We start from the raw sequence: 12,912 nt of genomic DNA, 5'->3' as shown, positions 1-12,912 counted from the left end.
CGTGTTTCAGCGGGGACGAGTTGCGCTGCGCTTGACAGCACCGCCACCTGTTCTCCCAGATTTCATGGATTTCCGGTCTGATGCAGCAACTCTGTAGATCGGTGCAATTTGTGGCGAGCATCCCGTTGCAGCTGCATCGTCATGGCCGTTTCATTGGAGGCATTCGGCGCGGATACGTGCCCTCGGTCTCTGCCGATGATTGGTCCGCAGCAGAGGCCATATTCATGAGCCGACTAATTGCGCCGCGCTCCTTTGTCATTTCCCGATAGCATTTGACGAAGGAAGACGGTCTCGACGGCGCGTCGCAGCGCCTCATTCGGTTCCTTACGGAAACCATGCCCTTCGTCGCTGAAAAGCAGATACCACACAGGCACACCCCGGCTGCGCAGAGCGGCGACGATCTGGTCGGATTCGCGCTGAGGAACACGGGGATCATTGGCACCTTGCATGACGAGCAGTGGTTTGGTGATCTTGCCGACATTGTTGAGCGGCGAGATACGCCTGAGCATTTCGCGCACCTCAGGCACACGTTCATCGCCATATTCCGGTCGGCGAAGGTCGCGGCGATAAGCTCCGGTGTTCTCGAGGAAGGACAGAAAGTCCGAAATGCCGTAGGCTTCCATGCCTCCCGCCAAGCGATCGGAGTAATGCGTCAGCGCAGCCAGCACCATATAGCCGCCGTAAGAGCCGCCGCGCACCACCACCCGGTTGCTGTCGAGGTCCGGCTGCCGACCGATCCAGTCGAGGAGGGCGCCGATGTCGCGTACCGAATCTTCGCGCTTGAGGCCGTTGTCGAGCGTCATGAACAGCTTGCCATAGCCGCTGCTTCCGCGAACGTTCGGCTGGATGATCACGGCGCCGGACTGGTCGAGGAGGTGTTGCACGCCCGGATTGAAGCCGGGCCGCGCCTGACCTTCAGGCCCGCCATGGATATCGATCACCACCGGCAACTTGCCACCCGGTCTTGCCGCAGGTCGATAGACAAAGGCGGGTATCTGCCGCCCGTCGAAGCTCGGGAACCGAACCAGTTCCGGCTCGACCAACGTCGTTGCATCGATCAGCCCGAGCTCGGAATTCGTCCAGCGCACGACCTCTCGCGTGCCGATTTCCGCCACCCAGACATCGCCAGCGGAGTTCGGCGCGGAAAGACTGAACGCAAGCCGCGTCCCGTCGGGAGAAAACTTCAAGCCGGTTATGACACCGGTCGGAAGCTGCGGTGCGGCTTGCTCTCGCCCTGTCGCGAGGTCCAGCAGGTGCAGCCGCGAATAGCCCTCGTCATTCACGATGAACGCAACCTGGCGCCCATCGGGCGACATTTCGATCGCCTCGACATCCCATTCGAGGCCGGGCGTCAGCACTTTCTGATGTCCGGTCGCGATGTCGATTTCGACCAGCCGCGCCACATCGCTGCCGACATTGCTGATTGCCAGGAGTTTGGGCTTGCCCGGGAGGAACACCGGGGAACGGATGGCGTCACCCGCGCTTGCCGACACCTGCTGCACCGCGCCCGTTTGAAGATCGACGACAATCAGGGCCTGCTCGACGGAAGATATCTGGCGGGTCACTGCCAGCAGGCGATTGTCGGCCGAAAAACTGGCGGGATAGGTCGATCCCTTGTCGGTATAGACGGTCCGCGCGCTGCCGGGATCTGACGGATCGGCGATCACCACACTGTAATCCGACGATCCCCTCGCCGTGCTGGACCAGCCGATGAGCCTGCGATCCGGGCTGACTGCCGTGAGCAGATTGCGCGTACCGGGGGCGGTGAATGCCTCGGGTTCGCCCGACAGGCCCTGCACATAGACCTGAAACTGCTCGTCGCCGCCGGTATCGCGGATGAAAGCGAAAGATCGGCCTTTGGTCGCGTATCCGACCGCGACCGGTTCCGATGCGAACGTAAGCTGGCTCCGCGCGCCGCCTGGCATGATGACCCTGTGCAACTGGTCGACTGTTCCCAGCCGCGTCTGGATCAGCAATGAGCCATCATCGAACCAATCGGCGAGGCTCGCGGCGCGCGCGGTCGCATAGGCTTCCGAAGCCCGCTGGACGGCATCGGGGATCGCGGGAACATTTTCGAGGCGCGCCGGTCCGACGGTTCGAACCGGCACCTCCTGTGCCATCAAGGGGGCGAGTGCGAGCGCCGCAACTGCAAGTCCCAACAGCCTTGGCCTAAGGTGCAACATCGCTTTTTCCCCCTTGTTCGTCCGCTGCAATCAAGAGGGAGCAAGACCGAAAATCCGCCATCCGGCAGCCGCTAAATTCGGCTAAGGTCGGCTCGGGCTAGAGGCCGAAGAAGGGCCGGTGCCGGAAGTCGCAATCACACGGACAAGCAGACGCTCAGCTTGGCGAGGGTGCATCCAGCGCATGACGCATGGCAGGGTCGGGATCCGGGACCCGCCGGGGTGTGTCATCGAAGATCATCGCTGCCGGGCTCTCGGGCTGGAACGCCGGCCAATGCGGGAGACCCTTGCCATTGGGGTCGCCTGTCCTTGCAAAGCGCGCCCAGGCGGCGGTCATCACCGATGCCAGGGCTCGCGGCCGCTCGCCTCCGCCCGTCGCCTGATCGCAAAGATCGGTATTGGCAAAGACGAAGGGCACATCGAGGCCGTGAAAGGCGCGAGGCCTGCCTTCGAAAACCGGTGTCTGCCAGGAGAAGATGTAATTCCAGCTCGGCGCTGCGCCGCTCTGCGCACGCAGGGTGCATTGCCGAACCGCTCCCATCCGGAAGTGTCGCCCCGAAGCGACGGCAATCGCGGCGATCGGCGCGATGCCCGGATGATCCTGCCTGATCGCACCGAGCACGCTCGCGGTCCGGTCTCCCAGATCCCGGCGGAGCGCTTCCTCGGCCTGCGGCCAGCTCATCGCTTCCAGCTCCGGCGCATCGACGCTGCGGGGAAATTCGTGCAGCGTGTTGCCGACAATCAGCGGCACGCCGACCGAGCTCTTTGGTGCGTGTTCGCCGAAGGGTTGGTCGGGCAGGCTCGATACGCCCGCGACGGGCTGCCAGAACCAGGGCGGGGGGCTGTAGTCCGGCGGAGGGCTGCTGGCCGAGGCGACCGCGCGGGCAGCGTCGCGGCCCGCCGCGATCAGCCGCTCAACCGGCAGGGCGCGCAAGGCGGAGAGATCGGCGTTGGGCATCTCCAGTGCCTTGAGGAAAGCGGCCGTCAGGGTTGCCCCGGTTTCGCGGCTGTGCACCTTCGCACGGGCACCGCTCTGGATGATCGCCTTGTGGAATAGGCCCTGCGCCTCTGGCATCGCCATCAACACGCTCACCTTGAACGCGCCGCCCGATTGGCCGAAGATCGTCACATTGTCCGGGTCGCCGCCGAAAACCGCGATGTTGCGCCTGATCCAGCGCAGCGCGGCGATGATGTCGAGCATGCCGACATTGCCCGCATTTTCGTCCGCTCCCGGCACCTGCGAGAGATCGGCATAGCCCAGCACGCCGACACGGTGGTTGATGCTGGCGACGACAACATCCTCGGTCCGCGCGAGGTTTTCGCCGTCGTTGGCAAGGAAGTGCTGGCTCGATCCGCCGCCGAACCCTTGGGCGTGGAGCCAGAGCATCACGGGCCGCTTGCGCCCGTCGCCAAGGCCCCGGCTCCAGATGTTGATCCTGAGGCAATCTTCCTGCGCGGTCGTGATCGGGCCGCGTTGGATCAGGAACGGCCATTCCATCGCGGAATCGTCGCCCGGGATCCGGTCTTCGCTCGGGCAGATGGGGCCGTAGCCATAGGCCCCCCGCACGGCGGTCCAGGGTTCGGGCGCCGGCGCCTCGGCGAAGCGATGCTCGGGCTTCAGAGCGCCCGCATAGGGGATGCCGCGGAAAACATGGACCTCGTCCTTGCGGAAGCCGCGCAGCTTGCCCGTGTCGGTCTCCACGATCGGCCCGGCCTCGACGAAGGGCGCCGCCAGGGGCCGCAGTGCCCGCGCATGGACGACCCGGGAGCTCGCCAGAATTGCCGCTGCGGACCCCAGAAACAGCCGACGATCCATTTTTTCTCCTCCACGGATACCCGAGATGATGCAGAAGCGCCGCTTGTCCGCCATCCCACCGGCCAAGTTGCGGGCAGGGCCGAACTTGATTACGCAACGAGGCCATGGATCCGCTTTCCAACGAGCGTGCCTTCTGGCTTGCGCAGCATATCCTCCCGCATGAGCCTTCGCTGCGGGCCTGGCTGTCGCACAAGACCGTGCAGGGGCTCGAAGTCGATGACATCATCCAGGAATGCTATGCCGCACTTGCATCGCTTGCGTCGGTCGATCACATCGCGAACCCCCGCGCTTACCTTTTCAGGACAGCCTATTCGCTGATCCTCCAGACAGTCCGTCGTTCGATCGTCGTCCCGATCCAGGCGATCGAGGACTTGCAGAATTTCGAGGCGCGGTGGGACGCGCCCTCGCCGGAGGACGAGGTGTCGAGCCGGCGCGAATTGCAGCGCCTCGTCGGTTTTCTCGAGACCCTCCCTTCCCGGTGTCGCGAGGCGTTCCAGTTGCGCAGGGTCGAGGGCTTGTCGCAGCGCGAGGTGGCGCGGCGCATGGGCCTGTCCGAGAGCACCGTCGAAAAACACATCGGCAAGGCCCTGCGCGCTTTGGCGATGGCCTATGGTGATGGCGGAAAGCGCGCCCACCGCGCATCTGGCTACCTCGAGTTTCCTGATGAAGGGCATGATGAAGCAGAGCGCAAAGACCAACGCGATCGATGATGCGGCGGCCGGGTGGCTGGCGCGTGTCGATCGGGGCGCGCTCGCCGATCACGAGCAAGCCGCCTTCGATGCGTGGCTGGCGGAGGACGTCCGCCACCGCGGCGCGTATATTCGCATGCAGGCGATCTTCGCCGCAAGCGAGCGCGTCTCGGCACTCGGCAAGGGATTTGCGGAGCCATCGGGCGGTCCGCAGCGGTGGTGGTGGACCGGCGGAATCGCGGCGTCGCTCGCTCTGGCCCTTGCGGCATTATCGACATCGCCGTTCGGGGGCACCGGCGCAGAAGCGCCGCGTGTCGCAGCGGTCAACGGCACGATCTCGTCGCCTTCAGCCAAGTCGACAAGCAACATCGATCTGCCCGACGGATCGCGCGTCGAGCTCGCCGCGCAGGCCCGTGCAAGCACCAGCTTTCGGCCCGATGCGCGCATTGTCACGCTGCTGGGCGGTGAGGCGCTGTTCTCCGTCGCCAAAGACCCCACCAGACCCTTCACCGTCGTCGCCGGAAATGTCCGTGTGACCGCCATCGGCACCAGCTTCACCGTGTCCAGAGACAAGGGCCGGGTAAGCGTGAAAGTGCTCGAAGGGGTCGTCGCGATCGAGCGTGACGGCGAAGAAGGCGCGACACGGCTGTCGGCCAATGAAATGGCATCGTTCACCGCTCGGCCGATTGCGACGCCGCCCAGCGCCAAATCCGTGGCGGCCGAGCGGCCTAAACCCGCGCCGGGCAAGCCGCAGATGCTCGCTTTCGAAGCGCGGCCGCTGTCCGAGGCGGTGCTCGCATTCAATGCCGCAAGCGTGGGCACCCGGATTCGCATCGATCCTGCGTTGAGGGCGCGGCCCATCACCGGGCTGTTCTCGCTGTCGGATCCCGAAGGCTTCGCAGAGGCCGTGGCGATCAGTCTCGATGCACAGATCGCGCGCGAGGGCGGCACCATCGTCATCGTCCCCTGACCGGCACGGACTGGCGGAAGATCAAGTCTGACGCATCTCTGTCTTCGATGCTGCAATCGGGACAGGGGGGACGTCATGTTGAATAGCCGGATCATCGCCGCAACGAGCGTGTGTGTGGCAGCCTTGGTAAGTGGCACCGCCGTTCAGGCACAGGAACGGGAATTCGACATTGCGAGCCAGGCAGCGAGCAAGTCGATCCCCGAATTTGCCCGTCAGGCGGGGATCCAGATCATCGCCAGCGCAGACGACCTTGCCGGTATCGTGACGCCCGCCATCCGCGGCCGGCGCGACACGCGAGCCGCGTTGCGCGAGCTCATCGCGAACACCGGTCTTGCGATCGTATCTGACAAGGGCGGCACCATCATCCTGCGCAAGAGTGCGCAGCAGGAGCAACCCGGAGCAACCCCGGCTTCGACCGCGCCCGATACCACGATCGTGGTGACCGGCACACGCCTCGGGGCCGCAACCCTGACACCCAACCCGGTGGCAACGATCTCGGCCGACACCATCGTCGGGCGCAATGGCGGGATATCGATCGGCGACCAGCTCAGCCTGCTGCCGCAATTCCGCACGACCTTCACTCAGGCCGCCTCGACGAACCTCGGGACCCAGGCACCTGGCCAGGTCGGGCTCAACCTGCTCGACCTGCGCGGGCTTGAACCCAGCCGGACACTCGTTCTGCAAAACGGGCGCCGTCTGGTCTCAAGCACTCAGGCTCTCTCTCAGCCCGACACCAACACCATTCCCGTCGAATTGCTCGAGCGCGTGGAGATTCTCACCGGCGGGGCTTCGGCCGTCTATGGCGCCGATGCGATTGCGGGCGTGGTGAACTTCGTCCTCAAGAAGAATTACGACGGCTTCGCGGTGCGCGCGCAAGGCGGGATCAGCGATGCAGGCGATGCCGGCACGCAAAGCATCGGCCTCGTCGCGGGGAAGAACTTCGCGGACGGTCGTGGCAATGTCGCGGTCAGTTTCGAGTATGCGCGCCGCGAGGGTCTCAGATATTTCGACCGGTCCTTCTCTCGGGGGCAGTCGGATTTCGTGAACAACCCCAATGCCGCGCAGGCGGGCCAGCCGCGCAACGTTCCCGTCTCGGACATCCGCTTCCTGTCCTATTCCCCCGGCGGCACCGTGCCTGTCGGCCCGCCATTCTACCGCTTTGCCACCGATGGAACCCTCAATCCGGCCAATACCGGGCAGGGTGCCTTTCTCAACCTCGGGATCAGCGATGGCGGTGACGGCACCAGCCCGATCGCCTCGGGTTCGCTCTTGCCTGACAACGAGCGCTATTCGGGAACCCTGCTGACTCATTTCGATTTCAGCGATGCGGTGCGCTTCTTCGGACAGTTCGACTATACCCACGCCACGGCGTCCGCCTTCGGAAGCCCCGGCGTCGAATTCATCCTCGTCTCGAAGTCCAATCCTTACCTTTCGGCTCAGGCACTCAACGTGCTCGCGAACTACGGGCCGACGGCCGCCGGGCCGGTGTTCCCGCTGCTGCGCGACACGGCGGACTTCGCGATATCGCGCGAGGAGAACCGGCGGCAAACCTACCGCGGCGTCGTCGGCTTCGAGGGCGATCTGTCGGATCACCTTCGCTACGAGGTGTCCTACAGCTACGGCCGCACGGATATCCGTACCCGCTTCCTGGGGAGCTATCGTCCCGAGCGCCTCGCGCTCGCGGCCGACGCGGTCCGCGATACGACCGGGGTGCTTGGCACTCCGGGCGCGATCGTCTGCGCTGCGCGGCTGGCTTCGCCCACCAGCACCAATCCCGACATCGCCGGGTGCGTGCCCGCGAACATTTTCGGCTCGGGCAACATCAGCCAGGCATCGCGCGACTATCTCTCGGCGAGCCGGCAGGCGGATGGGAGACTGACCCAGACCCTGGTCGGCGGTTTCCTGAGCGGCGACACCGGGGGCTTTTTCGAACTCCCCGGCGGTCCCATCGCTTTCGTCGCCGGCCTCGAATACCGCAAGGAGACATCGCGCTACGTGCCCGACAATGTCACCGGCACGCCGATCAATCCCTCTCCCTCGGGCGGCTCCTTCGACGTCAAGGAAGCCTATGCCGAACTGAAGGTGCCGCTCCTCGCCGATGTTCCGGGCGCGCAGAAGCTCGAGTTCACCGCTTCCGGACGGGTGAGCGACTACAACACCCGCGTCGGCACGCAGAGCACCTGGGGTGTGGGGGGGCTCTATCAGCCGATCCGCGACATCACCTTCCGGGCTTCCTACTCGAAAGCGGTGCGGGCCCCTAACATTGCCGAGCTATTCCAGCCGACGATCAACGGCGTGACGCAGATCACCGACCCGTGCGACAACCGCTTCATCAACAACGGCACCGCGACCCGGGCGGCCAATTGCGCGGCGCTTGGCATCCCCACCACATTCCAGTCCGGGATCCCGACAACGATCCAGACCCGCACCTCGGGCAATCCCAATCTGGACGTCGAGCGAGGGACGACCTACACCTTCGGGCTGTCGCTCAATCCGACGTTCCTGCCGCGCTTTGCGCTCAACGTCGATTACTACAACATCACCTTGCGCGGTGCGATCGCCAACACCAACAGCACGATCATCAACCCGTTCCGGGTTCCCTCGCAATGTGTTGACGCCCCGACCATCAACAACCCGTTCTGCGCCCTGGTCGAGCGCAATCCGACGACCTTCACCATCACACGCGTCTCGCAGACGCCGATCAACCTGACGCGCCTTGAAGCCTCGGGCCTCGATTTCGATGCGCGCTACGGCATCGATATCGGTGAGGAGGCCGGGCTCGATTTCAGAGCACTGGCCTCCTATGTCCTGAAGCGCGACGACTTCCGATCGCCCTTCAACCCGAACTTCCGCACGCAGATCGTTGAGACGCCGAGCAATCCGCGCTTCCAACTGAATTTCGCCACCAACCTGACGCTAGGCAAGTTCCAGCTTTCCCATACGGTCCGCTATTTCTCGAGCGTCTATTACAAGAACGACGACGTGGCCTTCTTCGAAAGCGTCAACGGGCAACCTCCGCTCCAGCCCAATCGCCGCGGGCCGGAGTTCATCAAGACCGGAGACACGTTCATCCATGCGCTGCGGGGTGCGTTCGAATTCCGGGAAGGGGGCGAGTTCTATGTCGGCGTCGACAATCTGGCCGATCGCAAGCCGCCTTTCAGCATCTACGGGTCGGGGTTCGGCGGGGCGCAGTTCGATGCCATCGGCCGCTTCTTCTATGCCGGTATCCGTGTCGGTTTCTAACGTCCTGAGGCGGGCAAGCCTGTGCCTCGTCGCGGTCGCTTCCGTCGGCGGGGCGCAGACGCCGTCGGTGCCGGAAGGGCCTGACTGGAGCGGGAGCTGGCGGGGAGAGTTGCAGAACTTCCCCGCCCGCCCCGGCGCTCCCCGGGTCGAGGTTCGACGCGAGGTCGGCGCATGGCCCAAGGGTGAAGGGGAGTGCTCCGTGTTTCGCACCATCTACATCGAGGATGGGGTGGAGAAAGGGCGCAAGGATTACAGGCTTTGCCGGGGAGCGACCGATAATGAGTTCGTGGTCGATGAAGGCGGCGGCGTCGAACTCAAGGCGCGCCTGCTTGGCGGCAAGCTCGTCTCCACGTTCAAGTATGGATCGATCCTGCTCGTCGGCGTCACCCAGGTGGAAGGCGACAAGATGGTCGAGGAAATCTACAGCGGGCCCGACGAGCCTGCCGGCGAGGCCGTCGTGTCGCTCCAGACGCGGAACCTGCAGCGCCTGACGTTCCGCAAGGTTTCTGAATGACATGGCAGTTATCGTGGAGAACATTCCGGTCTCCACACATGTCTGACGCAGATCCCGGATGTCGTGTCAACGACGCCGGCAAGTACGAACAACGCGTTACGATCGGTCGGCACGGTGCGCAGCGCCCCGGAACGAATTCAGAATTGAACACGTTGCGGCGCATTCAACTTACGCCACTCGAGCCGTTTGGCGGCCCGCAGCCGCGCCCGGGACCATGCCCGCCATCAAAAACCAGGTCGATCGAGTAACGCAAGCCCGTCTCCCGGGACTTGGCTGGGAAGACGGGTTGCGCGTGTCCTGACTGCTCCGCCACCGCCCCTGCGGTAATTCGCTGTATTCGCTGCGCAGCCTCGGCCGATGCATCAGGTTCGCTCCCGCGCGGCGACTATCGCGATTTTGCTGTCTTCGTGCTCACCGCAGCGCCCACGCGCAGGTTACAGCTTGTGAGGATTTCTTTTCGCGGTAAGCCATGAGGTCATGCTTCCGCACGCCCCCTCGGTACTTCAGGATTGGCATCACCCGCTCTCTTGGCGCGACTGGGCGGCCTCGCCGCGCACCCGGACCACCGAGCCGCGCGCGGTCGGCGGCGCCATCGTCCAGCGCTGGGAGAGCAGCGCGCGGCGCATGGAGCAGCCGCCGCTCGACCATCACTACATCGTCGTCCACCTGGGCGGCGACAAGCGGGTGACGCGCCGCCACGCGGACCGGTCGCTGGTGCGCGACGTGCGCAATCGCGGCTTCTCGACCATCGCGGCGGGGAGCAGCTACTCGTGGCGCACCGAGGGGCCGATCGCCTTCGGCCATGTCTATCTCGAGCCCGAATGGTATGCGCAGACCATCGCCGAGGCCTTCGACCGCGATCCCGCCAGGATCGCGCTCGACGAGGAGGTCGGCAGCTTCGACCCGCTGATCGGCCAGCTGCTCGCCGCGCTGGTGCAGGCGAGCGGGACCTCGGACGTTGCCCTGATGCAGCAGGAGGCCGCGCTCGACGCCGTGCTGATGCGGCTGTTCGAGCGCCAGTCGGCCGCGCCGCACAGCCTCGAGCGGATGCTCATCACCGCCGCGAGCGTGCGGCGGGTGTGCGACTATATTGCGGCGCATCTCGATAGTGCGATGACATTGGACGAGCTCGCCCGGATCGCCGGCTACAGCCGCTTCCACTTTGCGCGGGGCTTTCGCGCGGCGACCGGGATGCCGCCCTATGCCTACCTGATCCGCCGGCGCATCGCCCGCGCCTGCGAGCTGCTCGCGGCGCGTGACGAGCCGATCGCCGGGATTGCCGCGGCGACCGGCTTCGCCAGCCATGCCCAGTTCTCGAGCCGTTTCCGGCAGGTGACCGGGCTCGCCCCTACCGCCTGGCGCGAGATGCTGCGCTAGAAACCCTTCACCAGCTGGACGGTGAAGGCCTCGTTGAAGAACTGCGACCCGTTGGTGAGCGGGATCTCGACCCCGGCCAGCATGAACAGGTTGCCGCCGAGATGCGTGCGCACGCCGGGCGTCACCGAGAGGAAAGTGGGCCCGTTCGAGAATTCGCGCCAGGTGCTCGCGACATACCAGGTGAGGTCGCCGAGCGGCGCGCGGTCGTGGTCGGTGACGGTCTGGCCGATCGCGGCGTTGAGAATGAAGCTCTCGGGCGCGCCGCTGTCGGGAAAGTCGTAGGCGACCCGCCCGCGGAAGGAGAAGCCGCCGCCGACGTCGGTGAAGAGATTGAGCTGCGGCTGCGCGGCGAAGACCCCGTTGCCGAAGCTCTCCGATCCGGTCGGCAGGCGCCAACCCACGCCCGCGTTCAGCGAGAGGTTGCGGGTCTCGGCGAGCATCACCTGGGTGTTGAGGGTGACGTCGCCGAAGTCCGAGCTGCCGCCGCGGTCCTGGTAGAAGGGCACCTCGAGCCCCGCCCACAGCCGGCGCGAGAGCGGCAGGTGGAAGCGCGCGAGGCCCTGCTCGGCGTCCGCCCCGTCGACGTCGACATAGGTGTAGGCAAGGTGCACCTCGCGGGTGAAGAAGCCGTCGGCGGTGCCGAGCCAGCCCTGCCGCGGCGCGCCGCTCTCGCCGCCCGGGACAGGGATCCACTTCGCGAAGAGCTCCTCGCCGAGAGGCTGCGAGCCGAGCGGGGTCCACTCGCCCGCGGGGCTCTCCTGCGCGGCGGCGGCGGTGGCGGCGGCAGCGGTGATGGCGACATTGCCGGTCGGCTCGGCGGAAGCGTCGGCCTCGGCATCATCGGCGAGGGCGGGCGTGGCGGCGAGGGCGGCGGCCGCCGCGAGGAGGATCGCGGCGGTTCTCGAGACAGTCTGCGACATTGTTCTGCTAGGCTCCATTACAACGGTATGGGAGCCAAGGATGCCGCCTCGCCGGCCTTGCATCTTGCCAGAAACCCGAGGGCTTTGCCGCAAATGCGCGGCGCGTCTCAGGCGCGCACGGTGCGGCGGTAGCGTCCCGGCGAAATGCCGAGCTCGCGGGTGAAGGCGGCGGTGAAATGCGCCTGGTTGGCAAAGCCGCACTCGAGCGCGAGCTGGGCGAGCGGTATGGCGTCGTCGGCGAGCAGTCGCCGCGCCCGCTCGAGCCGCCGGTTCCTCAGGTAGTGGTAGGGCGTCTCCCCGGTCGCGAGCTTGAACACCCGCAGGAAGTGGTTGGCCGAGAGCCCCGCCGCCTCGGCAAGATCGCCGAGCCCGATGCTCTCGTGGAGGTTCGCCTCGATGAACTCGATCACCCGCTTGAGCCGGGGCGGGGAGAGGTAGATGCGCTCGGCCCCGGCGGGCTCGGGCGCGCCGTCGCGGGTGGCGATCAGCCCGGCGATGGCGCGCAGCAGCCCGTCGATCATCAGCCGCGAGCCGAGGCTCGGGCGGCGCAGCTCGGACTCGATCAACCCGAGGAGGTGCGCGACGCGCGGGACCTGCTTGCCGAGGATCGGGACCTGCGCCGCGGCGGCCGCGCGGCCCTCGCTCTCGAGCAGCGAGGCGATCACCCCGGGGCGCAGATAGAGCACGAAAGAGCCCGCATCGCCGCCGAACTCGAGGCGGCTGTCGGCCCCGGCCGGGAAGAAGCAGCACAGGTCGCGGTGCAGCGCGGGCGCGGTGCGGGCGCCGCAGAAATCGATCCCGAGCCGGCCCGCCCCGCTGCGGTTGACGAGCAGCGCGTCCCAGTCCTCCTCCGCCGGCGCGTCAGCGACCAGCTCGACAGGCCCGCCATTCGCGAAGGTGCGGTGGTGGCGGAGCGCGACGACCGGCAGGGTGCCGGTCTCGAACAAAGTGACCTCGGGCTGCGCCGACCAGTGCACGTGGCGCAGGAAATCGGGCGCGGCCTCCGCCTCGATGCGGTAGTCGGTCCGTTCGGTGAGTGTCATCGTCTCGCCCTCCCCGGGACAGGGCCGGCCGGGAGTGTCCGGCCGGATTGACACGCGGCATATTACGGCTCGTCGCGGGCGCTGGATAGGACGTGTCTGCAAGTCGGCTGAGAAAACCGCAACAATTCATAAGCTGCGCGGGAACCGGCCGAAGTCGAGG

The 12,912-nt window shown here is 66.0% G+C and carries 9 protein-coding genes; 5 read left to right on the top strand and 4 right to left on the bottom strand.

Annotation, left to right across the window (positions count from 1 at the left end):
- Window positions 1-233: 233 nt before the first annotated feature.
- Together ACLBKU_RS02195 and ACLBKU_RS02190 are read right to left on the bottom strand one after the other, a co-directional pair.
- Window positions 234-2,120: a S9 family peptidase gene (locus ACLBKU_RS02195; RefSeq protein ID WP_410177897.1), complete on the bottom strand. Its 1,887-nt coding sequence runs from the start codon at window positions 2,118-2,120 to the stop codon at window positions 234-236.
- Between the two features lie 217 nt (window positions 2,121-2,337).
- Window positions 2,338-4,050, bottom strand: a complete 1,713-nt coding sequence (locus ACLBKU_RS02190) for a carboxylesterase/lipase family protein (protein WP_410177896.1) — start codon at window positions 4,048-4,050, stop codon at window positions 2,338-2,340.
- A gap of 50 nt (window positions 4,051-4,100) precedes the next feature.
- On the opposite strand from ACLBKU_RS02190, the gene ACLBKU_RS02185 reads away from it, so the two are divergent.
- The 5 genes from ACLBKU_RS02185 (at window position 4,101) to ACLBKU_RS02165 (ending at window position 10,789) form a co-directional block, all read left to right on the top strand.
- Window positions 4,101-4,706, top strand: coding sequence for an RNA polymerase sigma factor (locus ACLBKU_RS02185; RefSeq protein WP_410177895.1), 606 nt, complete (start codon window positions 4,101-4,103; stop codon window positions 4,704-4,706).
- A complete protein-coding gene (locus ACLBKU_RS02180) occupies window positions 4,660-5,655 on the top strand; it encodes a FecR family protein (RefSeq protein WP_410177894.1) in 996 nt (331 codons plus the stop codon). The genes ACLBKU_RS02185 and ACLBKU_RS02180 overlap by 47 nt, the downstream gene beginning before the upstream one ends.
- Before the next feature lie 75 nt (window positions 5,656-5,730).
- Window positions 5,731-8,898, top strand: a complete 3,168-nt coding sequence (locus ACLBKU_RS02175; protein WP_410177893.1) for a TonB-dependent receptor — start codon at window positions 5,731-5,733, stop codon at window positions 8,896-8,898.
- A complete protein-coding gene (locus tag ACLBKU_RS02170) occupies window positions 8,873-9,412 on the top strand; it encodes a hypothetical protein (RefSeq protein ID WP_410177892.1) in 540 nt (179 codons plus the stop codon). Before ACLBKU_RS02175 ends, ACLBKU_RS02170 begins: the two co-directional genes overlap by 26 nt.
- A 477-nt stretch (window positions 9,413-9,889) precedes the next feature.
- Window positions 9,890-10,789, top strand: a complete 900-nt coding sequence (locus ACLBKU_RS02165) for a helix-turn-helix domain-containing protein (RefSeq protein WP_410177891.1) — start codon at window positions 9,890-9,892, stop codon at window positions 10,787-10,789.
- Here ACLBKU_RS02165 and ACLBKU_RS02160 read toward each other — a convergent pair.
- Both ACLBKU_RS02160 and ACLBKU_RS02155 read right to left on the bottom strand, forming a co-directional pair.
- On the bottom strand, window positions 10,786-11,709 hold the full coding sequence (locus ACLBKU_RS02160; RefSeq protein ID WP_410177890.1) for a transporter: 924 nt from the start codon (window positions 11,707-11,709) through the stop codon (window positions 10,786-10,788). The two genes, ACLBKU_RS02165 and ACLBKU_RS02160, sit on opposite strands and share 4 nt — an antisense overlap.
- A gap of 107 nt (window positions 11,710-11,816) precedes the next feature.
- Window positions 11,817-12,752 carry a helix-turn-helix domain-containing protein gene (locus tag ACLBKU_RS02155; protein WP_410177889.1) on the bottom strand — a complete coding sequence of 312 codons (936 nt, stop codon included), beginning with the start codon at window positions 12,750-12,752 and terminating at the stop codon, window positions 11,817-11,819.
- Between the last annotated feature and the right edge of the window lie 160 nt (window positions 12,753-12,912).

It is taken from the genome of Erythrobacter sp. NE805 (assembly GCF_046452355.1).
Taxonomy (GTDB): Bacteria; Pseudomonadota; Alphaproteobacteria; order Sphingomonadales; family Sphingomonadaceae; genus Erythrobacter.
This window is presented reverse-complemented; position numbering and strand designations above follow the sequence as displayed.

Bases quoted from the DNA above. Each gene is read 5' to 3' on its own strand.
- ACLBKU_RS02195 (WP_410177897.1), bottom strand. From the start codon at position 2,120: ATGGCACAGGAGGTGCCGGTTCGAACCGTCGGACCGGCGCGCCTCGAA.
- ACLBKU_RS02190 (WP_410177896.1), bottom strand. From the start codon at position 4,050: ATGGCGGACAAGCGGCGCTTCTGCATCATCTCGGGTATCCGTGGAGGA.
- ACLBKU_RS02185 (WP_410177895.1), top strand. From the start codon at position 4,101: ATGGATCCGCTTTCCAACGAGCGTGCCTTCTGGCTTGCGCAGCATATC.
- ACLBKU_RS02180 (WP_410177894.1), top strand. From the start codon at position 4,660: ATGAAGGGCATGATGAAGCAGAGCGCAAAGACCAACGCGATCGATGAT.
- ACLBKU_RS02175 (WP_410177893.1), top strand. From the start codon at position 5,731: ATGTTGAATAGCCGGATCATCGCCGCAACGAGCGTGTGTGTGGCAGCC.
- ACLBKU_RS02170 (WP_410177892.1), top strand. From the start codon at position 8,873: ATGCCGGTATCCGTGTCGGTTTCTAACGTCCTGAGGCGGGCAAGCCTG.
- ACLBKU_RS02165 (WP_410177891.1), top strand. From the start codon at position 9,890: ATGCTTCCGCACGCCCCCTCGGTACTTCAGGATTGGCATCACCCGCTC.
- ACLBKU_RS02160 (WP_410177890.1), bottom strand. From the start codon at position 11,709: ATGTCGCAGACTGTCTCGAGAACCGCCGCGATCCTCCTCGCGGCGGCC.
- ACLBKU_RS02155 (WP_410177889.1), bottom strand. From the start codon at position 12,752: ATGACACTCACCGAACGGACCGACTACCGCATCGAGGCGGAGGCCGCG.